19 protein-coding genes are annotated in these 18053 nt (G+C 56.6%); 9 read left to right on the plus strand and 10 right to left on the minus strand.

Going from position 1 to position 18053, the window contains the following annotated elements:
• Positions 1 to 20 precede the first annotated feature (20 nt).
• From ABLN94_RS14530 to ABLN94_RS14565, 8 genes are all read left to right on the plus strand, one after another.
• Positions 21 to 431, plus strand: coding sequence for a universal stress protein (locus tag ABLN94_RS14530; protein ID WP_352993447.1), 411 nt, complete (start codon positions 21 to 23; stop codon positions 429 to 431).
• Between the two features lie 48 nt (positions 432 to 479).
• Positions 480 to 986 carry a sulfopyruvate decarboxylase subunit alpha gene (gene comD / locus ABLN94_RS14535; protein ID WP_352993449.1) on the plus strand — a complete coding sequence of 169 codons (507 nt, stop codon included), beginning with the start codon at positions 480 to 482 and terminating at the stop codon, positions 984 to 986.
• Positions 983 to 1537, plus strand: coding sequence for a sulfopyruvate decarboxylase subunit beta (comE, locus tag ABLN94_RS14540; protein WP_352993451.1), 555 nt, complete (start codon positions 983 to 985; stop codon positions 1535 to 1537). The genes comD and comE overlap by 4 nt, the downstream gene beginning before the upstream one ends.
• On the plus strand, positions 1537 to 2637 hold the full coding sequence (locus ABLN94_RS14545; protein WP_352993453.1) for an alpha-hydroxy acid oxidase: 1101 nt from the start codon (positions 1537 to 1539) through the stop codon (positions 2635 to 2637). Before comE ends, ABLN94_RS14545 begins: the two co-directional genes overlap by 1 nt.
• Before the next feature lie 118 nt (positions 2638 to 2755).
• A complete protein-coding gene (locus ABLN94_RS14550; protein ID WP_352993455.1) occupies positions 2756 to 4054 on the plus strand; it encodes a hypothetical protein in 1299 nt (432 codons plus the stop codon).
• Between the two features lie 15 nt (positions 4055 to 4069).
• Entirely contained in the window at positions 4070 to 5191 is a 1122-nt protein-coding gene (locus tag ABLN94_RS14555) for a cytochrome-c peroxidase (protein WP_352993457.1), read from the plus strand.
• Positions 5191 to 5913: an MbnP family protein gene (locus ABLN94_RS14560; protein ID WP_352993459.1), complete on the plus strand. Its 723-nt coding sequence runs from the start codon at positions 5191 to 5193 to the stop codon at positions 5911 to 5913. The genes ABLN94_RS14555 and ABLN94_RS14560 overlap by 1 nt, the downstream gene beginning before the upstream one ends.
• A gap of 178 nt (positions 5914 to 6091) precedes the next feature.
• Positions 6092 to 6601 carry a hypothetical protein gene (locus tag ABLN94_RS14565; protein WP_352993461.1) on the plus strand — a complete coding sequence of 170 codons (510 nt, stop codon included), beginning with the start codon at positions 6092 to 6094 and terminating at the stop codon, positions 6599 to 6601.
• 23 nt (positions 6602 to 6624) lie between these two features.
• On the opposite strand, the gene ABLN94_RS14570 is transcribed toward ABLN94_RS14565, so the two are convergent.
• The 5 genes from ABLN94_RS14570 to ABLN94_RS14590 all read right to left on the minus strand — a co-directional run bounded on the left by ABLN94_RS14570 (position 6625) and on the right by ABLN94_RS14590 (position 12356).
• Entirely contained in the window at positions 6625 to 7377 is a 753-nt protein-coding gene (locus tag ABLN94_RS14570) for an outer membrane protein (RefSeq protein WP_352993463.1), read from the minus strand.
• 43 nt (positions 7378 to 7420) lie between these two features.
• Entirely contained in the window at positions 7421 to 8665 is a 1245-nt protein-coding gene (locus ABLN94_RS14575; RefSeq protein WP_352993465.1) for a DUF3179 domain-containing (seleno)protein, read from the minus strand.
• Positions 8666 to 8684: 19 nt separating this feature from the next.
• The gene (locus tag ABLN94_RS14580) at positions 8685 to 10352 is read right to left on the minus strand and encodes a sulfatase-like hydrolase/transferase (protein WP_352993467.1); all 1668 of its coding nucleotides are present in this window, start codon (positions 10350 to 10352) and stop codon (positions 8685 to 8687) included.
• Positions 10353 to 10456: 104 nt separating this feature from the next.
• Entirely contained in the window at positions 10457 to 12094 is a 1638-nt protein-coding gene (locus ABLN94_RS14585) for a sulfatase-like hydrolase/transferase (RefSeq protein WP_352993469.1), read from the minus strand.
• Positions 12095 to 12104: 10 nt separating this feature from the next.
• Positions 12105 to 12356: a hypothetical protein gene (locus ABLN94_RS14590; RefSeq protein WP_352993471.1), complete on the minus strand. Its 252-nt coding sequence runs from the start codon at positions 12354 to 12356 to the stop codon at positions 12105 to 12107.
• Positions 12357 to 12477: 121 nt separating this feature from the next.
• Here ABLN94_RS14590 and ABLN94_RS14595 point away from each other — a divergent pair, with 121 nt between their 5' ends.
• Positions 12478 to 13791, plus strand: a complete 1314-nt coding sequence (locus ABLN94_RS14595) for a tetratricopeptide repeat protein (RefSeq protein WP_352993473.1) — start codon at positions 12478 to 12480, stop codon at positions 13789 to 13791.
• 33 nt (positions 13792 to 13824) lie between these two features.
• Here ABLN94_RS14595 and sstT read toward each other — a convergent pair whose 3' ends face one another.
• The 5 genes from sstT to ABLN94_RS14620 all read right to left on the minus strand — a co-directional run bounded on the left by sstT (position 13825) and on the right by ABLN94_RS14620 (position 17837).
• Positions 13825 to 15054, minus strand: coding sequence for a serine/threonine transporter SstT (gene sstT / locus ABLN94_RS14600; RefSeq protein ID WP_352993475.1), 1230 nt, complete (start codon positions 15052 to 15054; stop codon positions 13825 to 13827).
• A 141-nt stretch (positions 15055 to 15195) separates the two neighbouring features.
• The gene (locus ABLN94_RS14605; protein WP_352993477.1) at positions 15196 to 15714 is read right to left on the minus strand and encodes a hypothetical protein; all 519 of its coding nucleotides are present in this window, start codon (positions 15712 to 15714) and stop codon (positions 15196 to 15198) included.
• Positions 15715 to 15752: 38 nt separating this feature from the next.
• The gene (locus ABLN94_RS14610; protein WP_352993478.1) at positions 15753 to 16220 is read right to left on the minus strand and encodes a cysteine hydrolase family protein; all 468 of its coding nucleotides are present in this window, start codon (positions 16218 to 16220) and stop codon (positions 15753 to 15755) included.
• A gap of 19 nt (positions 16221 to 16239) precedes the next feature.
• Positions 16240 to 16653: a VOC family protein gene (locus ABLN94_RS14615; RefSeq protein WP_352993479.1), complete on the minus strand. Its 414-nt coding sequence runs from the start codon at positions 16651 to 16653 to the stop codon at positions 16240 to 16242.
• Positions 16654 to 16838: 185 nt separating this feature from the next.
• Positions 16839 to 17837 (minus strand): helix-turn-helix domain-containing protein, encoded by a 999-nt coding sequence (locus ABLN94_RS14620; protein WP_352993481.1) that lies wholly within the window; start codon positions 17835 to 17837, stop codon positions 16839 to 16841.
• Positions 17838 to 18053 lie beyond the last annotated feature (216 nt).

Below are 18053 nucleotides of genomic sequence, written 5' to 3' on the forward strand. Positions count from 1 at the left end.
CGGTGGAAATGGAGGGATTCATGTATAAGAAAATTCTTGTTCCAATGGCGCTTGATCACGGCATTTCGAAGCACACGCTCGATGTGGCGCGCGCCCTATCTGCGGCAGATGGCGAAATCGTGGCGCTGCACGTCTATGAGATGCCACAGGGCTCGGTCAGTGCCTATCTGGACAAGGATATGGTCGCCGAGGGTTTTCGTGCGGCCAATATGCTTCTTCGGGAAAAAACCGAAGGGCTGGAGGGCGTTACACCCGAGATCGTAAAGGGGCATACCGCCCGGACCATAATTGACTACGCCAATGGCAACGACTTTGACTGCATCGTCATCGGCTCGCACAAGCCGGGCCTCAGCGACTATTTCCTTGGCTCGACCGCATCGCGGGTCGTTCGCCATGCCGGATGCGCGGTGCATGTTCATCGTAGGATTTAACCCGTCAATCGCGCCCAAGGCGCCCCAAACAGGACTGACAGACCGGATATGAACATAGACAAGAAGATCACTGACGATCTGGTCGCAAACGATATTTCGTTTGTAACCACCGTGCCGTGTAAGCAATTGGCTGGAGTCATAGATGAAATCGACCAGCGCGATGGCATCTATCACATCCCCTCGAACAAGGAGGACGAGGGCATGGGCCTCTGCGCAGGCGCGTGGATGGGCGGCAAGCGCCCGGCGATCATCATGCAGAACACGGCCATTGGCGTGACCATCAACACGCTGGCAACGCTGATACAGTTTTACCGCATGCCACTGCCCATGTTAATTTCCTATCGCGGAGAGCTGCGCGAACCCATTGCCTGTCAGGTGGAAATGGCCGTGCATACCAAGGCATTGCTGGCGCAGTTGAATATCCCGACCTACCACTTCCACCATCAGGCGGATGTCGAGGAACTGGACGCGATCCTGAAATACACTTTCATGTGCAACAAACCGGTCGCCATCCTGACCGACGCCAATTTCTGGGGAGGCTACGGCGACCAATGATCCGTTCTGAAATTTTGAAAGAAATCGCCCCGATCCTGCGGGACCAACTGGTTGTCTGCAATATCGGCATTCCCAGCCAGGAACTGCACGCCATCGACGACCAACCCACCAATTTCTACATGCTGGGCACGATGGGTCTGGCCTCGTCAATTGGCCTCGGGCTGGCGCTGTCGCAGCCGAAACCGGTGATCGTGATTGACGGGGACGGCTCGGTCCTGACCAATCTGGGCACGCTGCCGACCATCGCCAACAATGTGGCGGACAACTACATCCTGCTGATCGTGGACAATGGGTCTTATGGCTCTACCGGCGATCAGCCGACATATGCGGGTCAGAAAACATCGTTGGCGAAAATGGCCGAGGCGGCGGGCTGTGACCGCGTTATCGAATGCCAGGCCGAGGATACCGGTCGGGTTCTGCAAGAGGCGCTGGACGCCAAGCAGATGACAATCATCGTCAGCAAATGTGAAAGCGGTAATGCCAAGATGCCTCCGATCACGATGGACCCGGTGGTGATCCGCGACCGCTTCATGAAGGCCGTTCAGGCCTGATGCCAGCCAGCGCCATCCACAGCGCCGAGGACGCCCGCCGTATCGCGCGGCGGCGTCTGCCGTGGATGGTGTTCGACTATATCGACGGCGCTGCGGGGGCCGAGGTCGGAGCCGCCCGTAACCGCGCCGCGTTGGACGCGATGACCCTGCGCCCACGCGTGTTGCGAGATGTGAGTGAGCGGTCCCTCGCGACCACATTGTTCAGTAAACCCGCGCAACGTCCCTTTGGCATCGCACCAATGGGCATGTGCAACCTGTCAACACCCGGGGCCGATCTGATGTTGGCGCGTTTGGCGGCGCGCTACGAGGTGCCGCTCGGCGTGTCGACGGTGGCCTCGTCCCCGATGGAAGAGGTGATTGAAGCCGCTGAGGGGAATGCGTGGTTCCAACTCTATTTCAGCGGGGATGGGGCAGGAACGTTTAAGCTGGTCGAGCGCGCGCGGGCTGCGGGATATGAAACTCTGGTCCTGACCGTGGATGTGCCCGAGGTTGGCCGCCGCCCTCGCGAGTTGCGCCATGGGTTCAAGATGCCCTTCCGGATCGGGGCGCGTCAGTTTATCGACTTTGCCCTGCATCCACGGTGGTCGATCGCGACGTTGACGGCTGGAAAACCGCAGATGGCCAATTTCCTGATGGAGGGGTACGAATTCGACCGCACCGAAAGTCGGGCCAAGGCGACGTGGGAGACGCTCGCCCGGCTGCGGGATCAGTGGGATGGGAAACTGATCGTCAAAGGCGTTCTCGATCCCGAGGACGCCCTGGCCGTGAAAGCCGCTGGAGCGGATGCTGTTCAGGTCTCAAGCCACGGGGCGCGTCAGTTGGACAGCGCACCGGTAGCTTTTGAGGCCTTGCAGCAAATCCGGGCTGTGGTGGGTGATGACTACCCGGTGTTTTACGATAGCGGGTTGCGGTCGGGCGAAGACGTCGTCAAAGCGCTGATCGTGGGCGCGGACTTTGTGTTTTTTGGCCGCGTCATGCAATTTGCTATGGCTGCCGCCGGTGAAGCGGGTCTCCAGCAGCTCTGGGATGTTCTTAGTGATGAGTTCAGTATCGCAATGGCCCAGATTGGAGTGACCTCCATCGGTGATCTGAAACTCTGACAAACACGCATTCGCGTGCCCCCTTAAAATTTGGTGCAAATCCAGAGATATGGTATGACGTAAAGTAAGGCGCATCCCACTCTGAACTGTTTCGAAACTGCATCAAAAGGGGGTAGTCATGCATTTCAATCATTTCAAACACAGCATCCTGATCGGAGCGGGCCTAGTACTAGCTGGCCTGTCCCCTGCGTTGTCTCAGGACCGTGAGGAAAGTCAGGGAATGGTTCTGCTGCGCGGGTTGCCGACGTTGGATACAAGCCACAGCGTTGCAATCATCGAACTGGATCCAGAATCCGACCGGTTTGGAGAAATCCTCAGCGAAGTTGAACAGCCCGAGATGGTGCATCCTCTGCACCACCTGTATTACAGCCCGAATGGCCGGCTCTATTCCACCGGGCTTGATCCGTCCTGTAGTCTGGCTGAGGTCGGCTTGTCCCGCGACGCCAGCGGCGCGCCTGTGATTTCAGGCTTTACCTGCTTGGACACTCAGGGGCAGATGGTGGGTGAAGACATCATGTGGGCAAATTCCAACGGTCAGGAATATATGTTCGTGACCTTCCTTGGAGGGACTGGCGGAGATGACGGTGGCTCGGTCGGTGTGTTCGATACCCAAACCAACGAGGTCGTTAAGATTATCGAAGCGCGCAAAAGTCAGGTTGGCGAGGGCGCGCCCTATATCATGTATCCGCACGGTATTTCCGCCTTTGAAGACCGCATGGTTGTCACCTCGACGGTGCACCCGGATTTGAAAACTGGAGTCGGGAATGTGTTGACGATCATTGATCTGAACGAGTTGGAGCCCATCGAGAATATCTTGGTCGAGAAGGAAAAACCGCTGAACTTCCCGTCGTCACCTGTTGAGGTGCTGTTTGCCCGACCCAGCATGCATCCCGAGATCGAACCCGCCATTCTGGCCAATACGATGTTTGGGTTTGAGACCTGGAAAGTGCCCTATGACGCCAGCTCGAAAACCTTTGGTGAGGCCGAGGTAATCTATAGCGGCGTTGCCAACGAAACAGCCGTGCCACTGGAATTTTACGGGACTGAGGATGAGTTGTTCATCTCACATGCCCTGCCGGGTGTGGTGAAACGCTATGAGCTGGCGGCCTTGCCCGAACTGGTGTCCAGCGGCCCGGATATCGTCGCCGATCCGGGGGCACATCATATGATCTTTTTCACCTCGGCTTCGGGGCGCGATCTGATTGCGATTCAGAACAACCTTCTGAATTTGGGCAATGCTGCGGACGATGACCCGACCGATGTGGATTTCATCGCCGGTCTAAACAGTCATACGATTACGGTTCACGATCTTGAAACCGGTGAGCGTCTGGCCTCGGTCAATATCAAGGATCGCTATAACAAGGGGATAGAAAACCTCGAAGGGCTGTTTGGCTCTGGCTTTGTCCACCACCACTGACGATCCGGTGGCGTCATGCTTCGGGTTGTTTTGATCCTCGCCATCGCCGCCGGAATTGCGGCGATGGGGTGGATGGTTTGGGATCGGGCGCGAAATCCAGTTGCAACGCCAATCGCCGATTTCTCTGCACCTTTTGTGTTCGGGCGCTTTGCAGTTCCACCCGACAACCCACTGACCGAGGAAGCCTTCGCGCTGGGCCGACACCTGTTCTATGATCCCTTGCTGTCCGGAAATAACGAGGTGTCCTGCGCCACCTGCCACGTGCAGGCGCTGGCCTTCACTGACGGGCGGGCGAAATCTCCGTCTCTGTCGGGGGGCGAATTAGACTTTAGTTCGATGAGCCTTGCCAATCTGCTGTGGGGGCAGGAGAGGTTCTTTTGGGATGGCCGCGCGGCGTCGCTTGAGGACCAGGCTCTGATGCCGATCCAGCACCCCGACGAAATGGGGCAGGACATCGGCGCTCTGATGGACGAGCTTCGCGCCTCTGCTGTGTATCGCGAGATGTTCCGCCAGGCCTATGGATCGATCACGCCCGAGAACATGGCCAATGCTCTGGCGACGTTCATGCGGATGTTGATCTCGTCAGACTCGAAATACGACAAGTATCTGCGGGGTGAGGTCCGGCTGACTGCGCAAGAGGAACATGGGCGCAAGTTGTTCATGGCGCATCCAGACACCAAGATATCCCTAAGGGGTGGAAACTGCATTGATTGCCACAGCCAGTTCCTGACTTCAGGGTTCCGCGATGCTCTGGACGGATTTTCCAACAATGGGCTGGACCCAGAGGAAACCCTTCCAGATGGTCTGATGGCTGTGACCGGAAACCCAGCGCATAAGGGGTTCTTCAAGGTGCCGACCTTGCGCAACATCGCCGTCACAGCGCCCTACATGCATGACGGTCGGTTCGAAACGCTTGAGGACGTCATGGCGCACTACAATGACGGTATCGTGGTCAGTGACACGCTTAGCCCGTTGATCCTTGAGGCCGATAACGCGCCCGAGGCCGGGCAAGACACCGTCGGTCTGCGCATGACAAGCGAAGAGATGGAGGCCATCATCGCTTTTCTTCACACGCTGACAGACAAGGCGTTTTTGACCAACCCCCTGTTTTCCAACCCGTTTGATGGAGGTTCCTGATGCGATTTTTTCTTGGAATGCTAGCCGGTGCGATCGTGATCATCGGGTGGGTTGTCCTGAACCCGGGGCAGAAGAAACCCATGCCGATCACGATCACTTTTCATGCTGAAATGGAGGGCGAACCTTTGGTCTACGATCAGTTCGTCTATGACAACCCGGGTGGGACGGGTCAATTCAGGGTCCGCGATTTCAGGTTCTACCTGAGTAACCTGTCGTTTGGGCAAGGCGATCAGACCTTCGCTGAGCCGGAGAGCTATCACCTGCTGCGCTTCGACAATGCGGACAAGACGCATTCCATCACTCTACCCGAAGTGCCACTGACCTCAATTGATACCGTCCGGTTTCTGATCGGTGTGGACCCGGCGGCGAATGAGTCAATCGACGTGCGGGGCGATCTCGATCCCAACAGCCAGATGGCGTGGAACTGGGAGGTTGGCTATAAGTTCGTGGTCTTCGAAGGTGCGTTGCAAGTGGATCAGGATGTTTCACCGCTGGTCTATCATGTTGGGTTCTCCGAAAATGCGCGAGAGGTGGCGTTTTCGCTTCCAGCAGACGTACTGACGGAAACAAATGGCCAGATTCATCTGACAGTTGATCCAACGAAATTATTTGATGGCATCGCACGGGTCGACATGCAGGCACTGCCTTCTGTCAAATTCAACCGCTCAGATGCTGCGATGTTGGCCAACAACTATGCGACCATGATTGCCCCGGCTTTTTGAGGTGCCTAATAAAATAGCAAAACGTCGATTTTCACGTTTGCAAGAGTGATTTCAGCACAAGTGATCGTGCACTGATCACGGATTTTCAACAAAGTCTTACTTCTGCCTATATTTTGTCAGATCAACCACAAATTCATCTTTCAGGTTCATTTTTAACACATCTGAGAGGATTTGATCGATGCAGTCCATATTTCGGCATGTCTACCTTGAACGGCGCAGGCTGGCGTTTATCGGTGTTTTGTCGTTTGTGGCGGGCGTGGCCTTGTACTCGCATATGGGCATTACTCCAGGAGGAATACCTGTTCCGATCATAATCGGTCTTATCTACATGGCAGCCGTTATGGGCGCAGCCGCGTTGACAACCTATTTTTTGCCGCGTTTGCGGCGGATCACAGATGCGGTCGCCGTTACACGGCTGGGGTTTGCGGTTTGGGTTGCTTCGACTCATAGCTATGAACTGGCGTCCTCACCGCTGGTCAGCGCAACAATTGTGGTAGGCAGCGCGATATTACTGTTAGAGATCAGCCCCAAACTTCCGGCCTTCGCACGAGTATTTTCAATCCCGGAAGAGCGTCTTGATTTCACGCAAATCACGCAGGATTTTTTAAACTGGCTCGACAATGCAGCCGGGTATCACGCGCAGACGCTTGCGGCCATTACAACTGATCGCGCTCGTGCCCACGGTTAAGAAGTGAGCTTGGTCTCGAACTGTCAGAACCTGTAAGCGGCACCAATCAGCGGGCCGGACTGATCAAATTCGTAATCACTGCCGTCAATATCGTGCTCGAATGAGATGTAACGGTATCCCCCACGTATTACCCATCTTTCGTTGATGGCGTAGTCAGCTGTCAGCAAAACCGACCAAGTCTGGCTGCCACTGCGGAAACCTCCATAGTCTACGTAGGCCGTGCTGGTCCAGGAGTCCGACAAGGCGAACCGGGCGCGAACACCCAAGACCGGATCGACCCAACTAGCGTCAGCATCATTCGTACGTTCGGGTAGCCCGCTAGGCGTCAGACTGAATTCCGTGTCTGTACTGTACCACCTGAAGCCACCCGCCAAGTCCACCGCTACAGACTGATCGTCGCGTACCCGGTAACCCAACAGCGCCGTCAGGAACTGTGTTTTGACCGATGTTTCCAATTCTCCCGCTGCCGGTCCTGACGTGGTGTTGCTGAAAGAGAGGTTGGTATAGTTGTAATCGGCCAGCACGCTCCATTGCCCGTTTGTTGCAGCCAGCGCACCCATGAAAGCAAAATCCAGATTTTCCAACGCATCCTTAAAGCTCAATGTGCCATCTAGCGTGCCCAAAGGGGTGTCCAATTTGGTCTCTGTTTCGGGCATGAATAGATATATGGTGGCCTCGTATGACCACCCGGATTCCTGCGCTGCGGCCGACGTTGCCGTGAATGCAAATACAGCCGCTGCAAGCGCGCCTGGTTTGATACCTCGTATGCGTTCCATCCAATCCCTTCCTTTTAATCCTCTTTTACCGCTGAAATAGTGATCATGCTGCGACGCCATCTGATTGCCCAATGCCAGCGCCGACGCGATTGATGTCGGTGTTCGGAAAAAACTCGGACCATACATGCCAGAAAACACCTGCACGCAGGGTCTCGACCCTTTGCAGCTTGCCCTGATCCGACATGCCCCAAAAATCGCAGCGCGTTACGGGTACGCCGCTGTCATTGTACCAGACGCCGAGGCTTTCATATTTCGGGTCCAGGCTGACCACGACGTCGCGCCCGCCTACAGTGGCGTTGACGACCCAGTCATTGTCCACGACGAAATCATCCGTCCAACAGGTGGCATCGTTGCCGACGGTGATCCCCCAGACATAGGTTTTGTTCGGCAGCCGATCATCCGAACGTTCCATATTGTCCATCACGGGCGCATCTTCCTGATGCTGGCGGCCGATCCCCCAGCCGAATGTGATCTCGGTCACCATGTCCAACAGCCGCAACAGTGGATTGGGGGACGGCATGTTCAGAAAGACCTCACCATCAGGGAACGCCTTCTGGAATCCACGGAATGTCATGCGGTAAGTCGGCCAGGGTTTCATCTGCGCCTCGGGTCGCAGGGGGCAGGCGAGGCCGTCCGGGTCCGGATCTCGTTCGGCCTCGCGGAAGCCATAGATGTGCTGGATCGGCTCGCCGGATTCGTTGTCGCGCAGGATCAGGTTGTTGCCGTGCTGGGCCAGAACCTCAAGGTCCAGTCGTTTGCCTTCGATCCGGGGGGTGTAGCCTTGACCGAGGTTTGCCATCGCGCAATAGGTCATCACCACGTCTTCGCCGCCCAGCCCATCCACATCTCCGGCCAAATGCGGGCGCATGATCTGCGCATCTGGGTGCGCGCGGGCATGGCCGTTATTGTCGATCACGAGGACCGGCGCGGTGGGGCCGACGTATTTTTGCGCTTCGCTGATGGGAAAGAAGGCCGCGTCATTCAATTGGTTGCGCAGGCCCAGATGGACCCAGACATAGGGAAAACCATAGAGAAACAGAACCAGCAACGCCGAGACGATCCACAACCAGAATGGCCCGCCACCTAGTATGAAGTGTGCCAGCGTTGCGACAGTGAACCCGCCGAGGCCAATGGCAATCAGGCGGTATTCGTGCCGGATAAAGCGTACCATATTCTCACGCTTAACCTTCAACAGCATCTGTGAGATGTCGCCCAAATCCCGGAAATAGACAAAACCGATCCCAAGCGAGACAACCAAGCCAAGGGCGAATAATATAGTTCCAACCATATGCACCTCCTGATTGGCGTTACTGCTGCGGCGAGGCGCGTTTGGTCATGAACGCGTCGACGGCCTGTTGGGTTTCAGGGCGGATGTTCTCAATTCCCTCATAGGGCACGCCATAGGCGGGAGTGGTGTCGGGGTATTTCTCTTTCCGGGCCATATGACGGCCCAGAATTCGTGCGAATTCCTGCCCGCCCCAAGCGCCAACCTCGGTCGAGACCGAATATTCTTCACGCGTGTCCCTGTAGAGATCGAAGAACTTTGCCAAAATCGCGCTTTCGCCGGGTCCCGGCAGTTTCAGCTTGAGCTGGTCCTTTACGACAGCCTCAGGCTTTGCCACCGAATAGATGATCACGTGATCGCGTCGCGCCTTGGTTTCATCGGCAAACAGCAAGGCGGCCGACTGGTCCACCCCGTCCACCAGACGGTCCCGCGGAATATGCTGGTCGGCGCCGGCAAAGCGGGACAGAGTCGTATATAGGTCCGAGACATGGATGATGCTGTTCAGCAGCCCGTCGGCTTCGATCATGCCGGGCCAGCGGATGAAAGCATCGACGCGTACGCCGCCCTCGGTCGTGTCGCCCTTGCCGCCTGCGTAGATCAGCGGCGTGAAGCCCGATTGGGGCGCGTATTTGGTGAAATGGCCGTTGTCGCCCATCACCACGACCACCGTGTTTTCCGTCAGCCCCAGCTCATCCATCCGGGCAAACAGGTCACCCAGCCACTCATCGAGCAGCTGCATCTTGTCCACATAGAGTCCGCCATTCACGCTTTCCGGTCCCGACCGTCCTGCACGGGTGTTGTCCAGCGGGATCATCGGCCAGTATTGCAGGAAGAACGGTGCGTCGCCGCCAGCGAGGCGGTCCAGTTCTTCCAACGTCTTGTCCTGAAACGCCTGGTTCATCTCGTCATATTTGGCGGCGTTCCAGCGTTCGCCGGGTTCCATACGGATTTCGCGGATCGGGCTGCCGGTTTCGCCCTCGATCACGGTCATCATCGCGGCGGCATCCGGGCGGAACCAGCCGTCCAGAGTGTACTTGTCATCGAAGTCACGGATCGCGACCGAAACCTGCTCCTTGATTGCGTCATCATTGAAGATGGTCAGCTGACCCTGTTGGTGAATGGCGTGTTGGGCATAGTCGAACCCTTGGTTCATCGCCCAGCTTTCTGCGATATCGCCCATATGCCATTTGCCCACATGGCTGGTGGCATAGCCTGCTTCTTTCAGAACCTCGGCCAGCGTCACTTCACCCCCAGGCAAGCCAAATCCTGCAATATCAACGGTGGTGTCGCCCATGCCCATCCGCACTGGCAAGCGTCCGGTCATCTGCGCCACTCGGGTCGGCGTGCAAGACGGTTCGGTGTACATTCGCACCATCCGCATGGCCTGATCCGAGAAATCGTTGATGTTTGGCGTCTCGTATCCCCGCACGGCGTTAAGTTCGGGAATACCCATGTCGCCAAAGCCCATGTCGTCGATCAATACGCTGACGATATTCGGAGGTTTGCCCCCGTTCCCCTCACGAAACGACGCTAGCGCCTCATTTACGGCAGCGTCATCCTGCGCCCATTGTTCGGCGTGTTGTGCCTGAAGAATGTAAAACTCCGCATCGTGTTGAATTGGGTTTTCCTGTGCCACAGCTGGTGCGGCCACAAGGCCTGCTGTCACCGCAATCCACCATCTCAAATCCATTCCGTACTCCCCCTCTGCTGTCAGAACGCCCCACGGTTGTCTTCGCAGAGTAATCTCACATTAAAACATTACGATACTTGTTCTGAAATTTCTACGGAACTGCGTCACTGCCAACTCATGAACACGTCGCGCGTCAGTTCCGACTCCGGGCGTAGATTCTCGATCCCCTCATAAGGGCGGCCCTTGCCGATTTCGGAATGGGGGTATTTCGCGATCATCTTCTGGTGGCGCTTGATCATGTCCTGAAAGGATGCCCCGGCCCAAAGAGAGTACCCAACCAGCGGATGTTTCTCACGTGGGTCGCGATAAATGTTGTAGGTGGGTGCCGCTGCGCCGGGCTGTCCGGGGGCAGGCAGGTGCATCTTGAACTCCTGCTTGACGACGGATCGCAGCACCGGACCTTCGTAGACGTAGACATAGTCGCGCCGCCCATGCCCTTCACCATTCAACAGCAGAGCAGTCTGGTCTATGCCGTCGATCACCCGGTCGCGCGGGATATGGTCCGTGGCTCCGGCGATCCGAGCCATCGTGGTGAAAATGTCCGAGACGTGAAAGATGTCGCCCGCGGCGCTGTTTGGCTCGATTACGTTGGGCCAACGGATGAAGGCATCGGTGCGCACGCCGCCTTCAAGGTGCTGAGTTTTGCCGCCGCGATAGATTAGCTGATTCAGGCCTGAGGTGCCTTCGTAATGGTACATTAGACCATTGTCCGCCATCAGGATCACTATGGTGTTGTCCGCCTTTCCGGTTTCGTCCAGCGCCTGCAGGAGGTCACCAATCCAGCCGTCGAGCAATTGTAGCTTGTCCGCATGGAACCCGCCATTCCGCGAGATCGCTTGGTCGGCATAGACAAAGTTCAGCGGGTAGAGCGGCCAGTATTGCAGGAAAAAGGGCGTATCGTCTGCAGCGACGCGCTGGAGCTGTTCCAGTGCCTGCTGCTGATAGCGCAGGTTCATTTCCTCATACTTCGCCTGGGTCCAGACCTCACCCGCCGCCATGTCGACTTCGCGTGCCAAACCGCCAGCCTCAGCTTCGACTCCAGTGACCAGACCATAGGGTTTGAAACGCTCGTCCAGAAGGAACTGGTTGTTCTGCCCTTCGGGAACATAGCCGAGCATGGCATTGGACCGCATCGCCTCGGGGGTCATGAGGCTCAGCTGGACTTGCTGGTGCAGGGGAAAGGCGGCCCAGTCAAAGCCCTGATTGTGCGGATAGGATTGTTCGATATCACCCTGATGCCACTTTCCGACATGAGTGGTAGAGTAGCCTGCTTGTTTCAGGATTTCGGGCAGGGTGACTTCGGAGGCTGGAAGGCCTTCACCCACCAGTGCCACCTTGACCTCTTCAACACCGGCGCGCACCGGGTGACGGCCTGTAAGCAAGGCGGTACGTGTGGGGGTGCAGGAGGGCTCGGTATACATCCGCATCAGGGACAGGCCTTCAGTCGCCAGTTGGTTGATGTTCGGCGTCTCGATCCCCATGACGTAGTTCATCTTGCGGTCACCCATCTGCCCGAAGCTCACATCATCAATCAGGATGTAGAGGAGATTGGGGGGCTGACCGCCATTGGCGGCCCGGATCTCGGCCAGTCTGGCGTCAATCTCAGCGTCTTGCGCATCCCAAGTTTCACCGAACTGCGCGCGCAGGTACTCGAACTCGCCATCGTGAATGATCGGAGCGTCCTGAGAAACTGCGGGACTGGCGGTGAGGATTAAAAGGGGCAGGAGGGTATGGAGTTTCATAGTCAACCTTTCACTCATTCTTGCCGTCAGAGGCTTGCAATCGCTTTTCAATAACGCTTCGTAAATCCGAGACGCTTTCGGCCAGATCCGCGAGGTAACGGGTTTGCAATTGGCCTGCTGCTTGCGGGGCGAGGGCCAGTTCCGAAAAGACTTCGTGATAATCGGCGCAAATCTGATCGAATTCCTTGTCTCGGGTGCGCATGGCACGCAGCCGATGTATTGTGCCGGGAAACTGTGCGTCAAAGAAATCGTCATCTGTCATAGGGCGGTTCCCGCTGGATTCGCTCCTCAAACATGCCCGCCAAAGAATATGTCTTGAACGTAAAAGGCCGCATGCTACCGTAGCAACATGCTGCCAAGTCCTTACCTTGAAAGGATAGTTCTTGACTGCCTCGACAGAAGAAAACGCGCGGAAGGATGCAGGATCGTTCCCAACGGAACAGATCAAGACAGCGCTTGAACGAGTGCTCGCGTCGAAAGATTTCAAAGGATCGGCGCGGATGCAGTCGTTCCTGTCGTATGTCGTGACCGAGGCGCTGGCTGGGCGCACCGATGAAATTCGTGCCAAGACGATTGCCATGGATGTTTATGGCTACGACGCCGATGATCTGTCCCGGCGTGAAGGGGTGGTGCGCGTCGATGCAGGGCGCGTGCGGCGTAAGCTCAAAGCGTATTATGGGGGTGAGGGTTCGTCCGATCCGGTGGTCATTTCACTACCGGTTGGAAGCTACGCGCCGGAGTTCCTGACGGGCGCAAACGGAGGGCGCCGTGGCGTACCGAGTCTGTATCTGGTCGGCGCGGTTCTCGGTGCGGTCGCGTTAGGTGTCGGACTCTATTTCGCAACAACCTCGAATGGCCCGACACCCCGCGTAGGAGATCAGTCGACGATCTATGACGTCTCTCCAACCCGCGTCGAGGCGGTGAATCTGTGCAACGCAGGGCGGGATCTGATTTTCCCGGTCGTGGATTTGTCGCGCCTGCGGCCCGCCTTGCTGGTTTTCGAAACAGCGAAACAACGAGACCCGCTGTATTTCTGCGGGTATGCGGGTGCGGCGCAGGTCGAAACGATGCTTGCCATTCTGCAGTTTTGGGATTCCGGAGCCGAGGAATTGCTTAGTTCCGCCGACGGCAACAGCGCTCATGCACTGGAACTGGCCCCTGATGCGCCATGGGCGCTGTCTGCGCGCGCGTGGTCCGAATTTGCCGCCGGTCACTTTGACAAAGCCACCGATCTTACGCGGCGGGCAACTGACACGGCCCCCAATGATCCACATATCGCTGAGTTTGACGCCCTGATCTCGCTTTACACGTTGAATTTCGACCGCGTTCTTTCAAATGCCGACCGATATCAGAAAATGGCAGAACATGGTGGCGGATCGGTGGCGGGAAATGCGCTGGGCGCAGCTCAGTTCCACACGGGCGACTATGCGGGATCCATTCGAGTATTCGAAGATACAATCGCACGTGGAGGCCCCTTTGGGCCGATTTCCACAGCTTATTTAATGGCAGCGCATTGGAACAATGGAGATCAGGCCGAGGCGCGCAGGTTGGCCGATATCTATGCAAAGACTTGGCCGAACTTCCCTTTAGAGGCACTAAAAAGCAGGGTGTTTGCCGATCCAGCACCGGTTCAGGAACTGACATCAGCCATGCGCGCCGCTGGGTGGGTCAAAGAAGAACCCACAACCGCAGAGTAAGACTGCGGTTGTGGGAGAGCGGCAATAGCCAATTTAGGCAGGGACCTCCGCCATCGGCAGTTTTCGCGGATACGGATCGCCTTGCTTGTACGATCCGGCCGCCGTGAACAGTACGTCGGTTGACGAGTTCAAACCCGTTTCCGCCGAATCCTGCAGGACGCCGATGATAAAACCGATGCTGACCACCTGCATGGCCGTCGCATTGTCGATTCCGAACAGGCTGGCAGCCATCGGGATCAGCAGCAGCGACCCGCCTGCAACACCCGAGGCTCCGGTGGCCGCAATCGACGCGATGATGCTCAGGAACAGGGCCGAGAGGAAGTCTACCTGAACCCCCATGGTATGCACGGTCGCCAGTGTCATCACGGTGATGGTGATGGACGCGCCAGCCATGTTGATCGTGGCACCGATCGGGATGGTGACCGAATAGGTCTCTTCATCCAGATCCATACGGCGACACAGTTCCATATTGACCGGAATGTTCGCGGCCGAGCTGCGCATGAAGAAGGCTGTGATCCCGGATTCCTTCAAGCAGGTAAAGACCAGCGGATAGGGGTTCTTGCGGATGCGCAGGAACACGATCAGCGGGTTCACTACCAGCGCCATGAAGGCCATACAGCCAATCAACAGCGCCAGCAGTTGACCATAGCTGGCAAGCGTCTCAAAGCCAGTTTCGGCAATGGTCGAGGCCACGATGCCGAAGATACCGATGGGTGCGATCCGGATGATGACGGATACGATCTTGGTGATTGCGCCGTCCAGATCGGACATCAGAGTCTTGGTCGAGTCACTGGCATGACGGAAGACCAACCCCAGACCAACGGCCCAAGCGAGAATGCCGATATAATTGGCCTGTGCCAGGGCATTCACCGGATTGTCCACGATCTTGAGAAGGATGTTCTTCACAACCTCGGCCAGCCCATCAGGTGCATTCATAAGCTCGGGCGTGCCGGTCAGGTGCAGCGTGACCGGGAACATGAAACTGGCCGCCACCGCAACCAGAGCAGCCGCAAATGTACCAAGGATGTACAACAGTACCACCGGCCCCATCCGGGCCTCGCTGCCTTTCTTGTGGTTGGTGATCGCGGCGCAGACCAGGATCAGCACCAGAACGGGCGCGACGGCTTTCAGTGCGTCGACAAAGAAGTCACCCAGCAGACCGACGGCTGAACCGGCGGCAGGCCAGAGGGTGGCGAGAAGGGCACCGGCCACGAGGCCGATGATGATTTGAGTAACCAGGCTACCGCGTAGAATAAAATTCATCGGGACCATCCTGTTTTGGGGCTTGCCGGGTGGATCACACCCGCTCGGGCACGGTTGAGTTATAAGATTGGGGCTATATGGGCATTTTGGATCCAATTTAAACATCTGGACTTAATAAATGAGTCCAGATGGGTGGTGCGCCTAGCGGTCCGCTGTCTCGCACGGCCTGACTTTGGGCGTTTCTGTGGACACGCGTTTCAGGCTCCAGGTGCAGGATTGAACCGTCAGACCCGGCAGGTTTGGCACCTGATCCGAGGACCAAACACTGGTCACTGCAAAACTGAATGATGAGTCCGTGGCAGCCGGGAATATCCGAGCCAGTTCCTTCGATGGAAATGTCCCGCCGCAGGCTTCGAAATACCCGCTGACCAGCGTGCCCGTTGGGTCCAATGCAATCGAGCCGGTGTAAAGCGAGTATTCCGCTCCAAGCTCTTGTTTATCAGTATAAAGCAGGTCGATGGAGATGCGATCTCCGTCCTGAACAATACCTGCGGTCATCGGATCTGACCAACTTGAGGGAACCCCGCCCGTCGTGCTGTCGCAGGCGTATATCCCTTCATACTGGCCGGTTAGTGAAAAGCCTTCCGCATAGGCTGCTGCGCAATGTCCGGCCGCGACAATAGCAAGGGCCGTTAGTTTAAGAATATGTTTCGAGGTCATTATGGCTCTCCTCTCCAATACGGACAGGGATTGCGACGTCATAAAATATCCGAGTGCTTCTCAATCACCTGACCAAAATGATGTCGCCAGAGGTCCACGCCCAGCTTGCCGCTGCGATCCAGCGAAGACCCGACAACCGTGTCGGCAATTATGGTCGGTTGAAGGCCTGCGTCAAATAAGGCGAATCCTGCGGCCAGCACACAGGTATCGGCCTGAATGCCGCACACCAGTACGCGGTCGGCCTTCCAGCTGTGAAACTGGTCAATCACTTCCGGGGGCGGGCCATAGCCGTATTTCAGAATTGTACGATCCGCCTGAACAAGGCTGTCGTCGATAGATCGGGGCTTCCACCCAAGCTGTCGAAAAAACGGAACCTTGGTCTCATCATGGCGTTCGACTGTCGCGACCGAAGGGAATTTGGCTGCCAATAACCGGCTGCGCTCGACCAGCCACTGGGGAGGATCAAAGCAGGGTTGGACGTCGACGACGAGTACGGCCTGTTTCAATCATTGCCTCCCAAGTAGGTCAAAGTGCCTGATGTACTTCGATAATATTGCCTTCGGGGTCATGGAAGAACAGTTGATGCCACTCTTTCGCGAAGGCGGTGCCGTAATCTGAATAAGGAACTCCGTTCTCGTCCAGCAACTTTTTGAAGGCTTCGATATCATCGGTGCGGAAGGCAATATGGCCGCGCTCGACCGGGTTGATAGTTTCGCCATGCTTGAAGGCGACATCGAGGTTCTTTTCGGCCAGATGCATTTGCATGCCGCCGTCCGTCGCAAATCGGATCTTCCCGCTGTAGCCTTTGTCGCCGGTCTCGTCTGGCCGCGGGAAATTCTCAATCGGGATGTCGTCCAATCCGAGAACCTGAGTATAGAAGCGGTGCAAACGCTCCACATCATCAGTGACAAAATTGATGTGATGAAATTCAAGTTTCATTCTGGCTCGGCCTTGTGGTTGGTGGGCTGCACCAGAAAATCCCAAGAACCGAATACAGGCAAGCCCTGCGGCATAGGGTTGGGTACGAGGAGAGATGCCTGTGAAAGCCCACCCCGGAAAACTGAGTACAACAGCAGGGACTTAGAAGTGTTTACGCTGAAGCCTTGCGCCAGGTGTCTGGCCGCCTAGTGTGGCGCCTGCAAATCCGATAACTCACCTGTAAAGCGGCAACTGCGAACCGCCTCGGGTGTCGTCTTGTATTGCGCTCTAAACGCGCGTCCCAATGCGGCAGCAGAGGAGAAGCCTGTCGCCGCCGAAATCTCAAGCTGCGGCATATCAGTGTATCGCATCAGGCTGTAGGCGCGTTCCAACCGCAGCTCGCGATAGGTGGTCAGCAGCTTGACCCCTGTCTTGTTCAGAAAACGTCGCTGCAGCTGGCGTGTAGATGCGCCGAGAGCCTCGGAAAGATCGGATATTTTCATCGGATCTTCCACGTTGTTCAGCATCATCTCGATCACTTGCCGCACCAAAGGGTCCGCCCCCGACCTTTGGATGAGCCGGGTTGCAAGCTGACTAGCACAGCTGCGCTTCGGTTCGGTCAAACCGATATAGCTGCGCAAGGTTTCAGCCAGATGTTCCCCGTGATCCAGTGCCACAAATTCCGTCAGCAACCGCAAAGCGCTTAGTTTGGTCGCGGCGCTGTGAACCCGGCCGCCAGGTGATCGGTGTGAGGACTGGTGGCAGTCTGCCAATCCGATTTCCTGCGCTGCGGCCGAGAAGTTGGGGTGGATTGCGGCAACAGGCAGGTCTTCCCTCCCGGCGTGCGCCAATAGCATGACTGCCCCACCAACCAAGATGGAACGGGACGCCAAGTTGAGAACTTGCGACAACCGCGTCGTATCAGTTTTGTCGTTGAGCCAGGTCTTGTGAATGTCGCCCCAGAAGATCGCGGTTCTGCCTGACCAGTACATCGGATCACCCGCCGAGGATTTCGGGGCACAACGGATGTTTACGACATAGCTGTGATCTTCAACCAGGTCATTCAGAGCTTGAAAAAACTCAACAACCATCTCGGAAGAAGCTTCCGCTTCGGAGCCGTTCAGAAAAACGTCAATGTTCCGTTGTCGTTCTGTTGTCGTTCTGGCCAGTTGAGCATGGTCGTTTCCGAGGACATAGTGTTTCATTGTTCCTCCAGTTGCTTTGAACGGATTGATCCCGTTACGGCTTGGCCAGATTTAGGTTGTTATACCCCCCCCGCCTTAGTGGCGGGGGGGGTGGTTTTGTTTTATTCAGCTGCGTCTTGGTATGCGTCCATTGGGGGGCATGTGCAGACGAGGTTTCGGTCGCCGTATGCGTTGTCGACGCGGTTGACGGGGGACCAGTATTTGTCGACGCCCATG

Origin of the sequence: Ruegeria sp. SCP11 (assembly GCF_040329455.1) — a bacterium.
In the GTDB taxonomy this organism is placed as follows: domain Bacteria; phylum Pseudomonadota; class Alphaproteobacteria; order Rhodobacterales; family Rhodobacteraceae; genus Ruegeria; species Ruegeria atlantica_E.

Bases quoted from the DNA above. Each gene is read 5' to 3' on its own strand.
- ABLN94_RS14530 (WP_352993447.1), top strand. From the start codon at position 21: ATGTATAAGAAAATTCTTGTTCCAATGGCGCTTGATCACGGCATTTCG.
- comD (WP_352993449.1), top strand. From the start codon at position 480: ATGAACATAGACAAGAAGATCACTGACGATCTGGTCGCAAACGATATT.
- comE (WP_352993451.1), top strand. From the start codon at position 983: ATGATCCGTTCTGAAATTTTGAAAGAAATCGCCCCGATCCTGCGGGAC.
- ABLN94_RS14545 (WP_352993453.1), top strand. From the start codon at position 1,537: ATGCCAGCCAGCGCCATCCACAGCGCCGAGGACGCCCGCCGTATCGCG.
- ABLN94_RS14550 (WP_352993455.1), top strand. From the start codon at position 2,756: ATGCATTTCAATCATTTCAAACACAGCATCCTGATCGGAGCGGGCCTA.
- ABLN94_RS14555 (WP_352993457.1), top strand. From the start codon at position 4,070: ATGCTTCGGGTTGTTTTGATCCTCGCCATCGCCGCCGGAATTGCGGCG.
- ABLN94_RS14560 (WP_352993459.1), top strand. From the start codon at position 5,191: ATGCGATTTTTTCTTGGAATGCTAGCCGGTGCGATCGTGATCATCGGG.
- ABLN94_RS14565 (WP_352993461.1), top strand. From the start codon at position 6,092: ATGCAGTCCATATTTCGGCATGTCTACCTTGAACGGCGCAGGCTGGCG.
- ABLN94_RS14570 (WP_352993463.1), bottom strand. From the start codon at position 7,377: ATGGAACGCATACGAGGTATCAAACCAGGCGCGCTTGCAGCGGCTGTA.
- ABLN94_RS14575 (WP_352993465.1), bottom strand. From the start codon at position 8,665: ATGGTTGGAACTATATTATTCGCCCTTGGCTTGGTTGTCTCGCTTGGG.
- ABLN94_RS14580 (WP_352993467.1), bottom strand. From the start codon at position 10,352: ATGGATTTGAGATGGTGGATTGCGGTGACAGCAGGCCTTGTGGCCGCA.
- ABLN94_RS14585 (WP_352993469.1), bottom strand. From the start codon at position 12,094: ATGAAACTCCATACCCTCCTGCCCCTTTTAATCCTCACCGCCAGTCCC.
- ABLN94_RS14590 (WP_352993471.1), bottom strand. From the start codon at position 12,356: ATGACAGATGACGATTTCTTTGACGCACAGTTTCCCGGCACAATACAT.
- sstT (WP_352993475.1), bottom strand. From the start codon at position 15,054: ATGAATTTTATTCTACGCGGTAGCCTGGTTACTCAAATCATCATCGGC.
- ABLN94_RS14605 (WP_352993477.1), bottom strand. From the start codon at position 15,714: ATGACCTCGAAACATATTCTTAAACTAACGGCCCTTGCTATTGTCGCG.
- ABLN94_RS14615 (WP_352993479.1), bottom strand. From the start codon at position 16,653: ATGAAACTTGAATTTCATCACATCAATTTTGTCACTGATGATGTGGAG.
- ABLN94_RS14620 (WP_352993481.1), bottom strand. From the start codon at position 17,837: ATGAAACACTATGTCCTCGGAAACGACCATGCTCAACTGGCCAGAACG.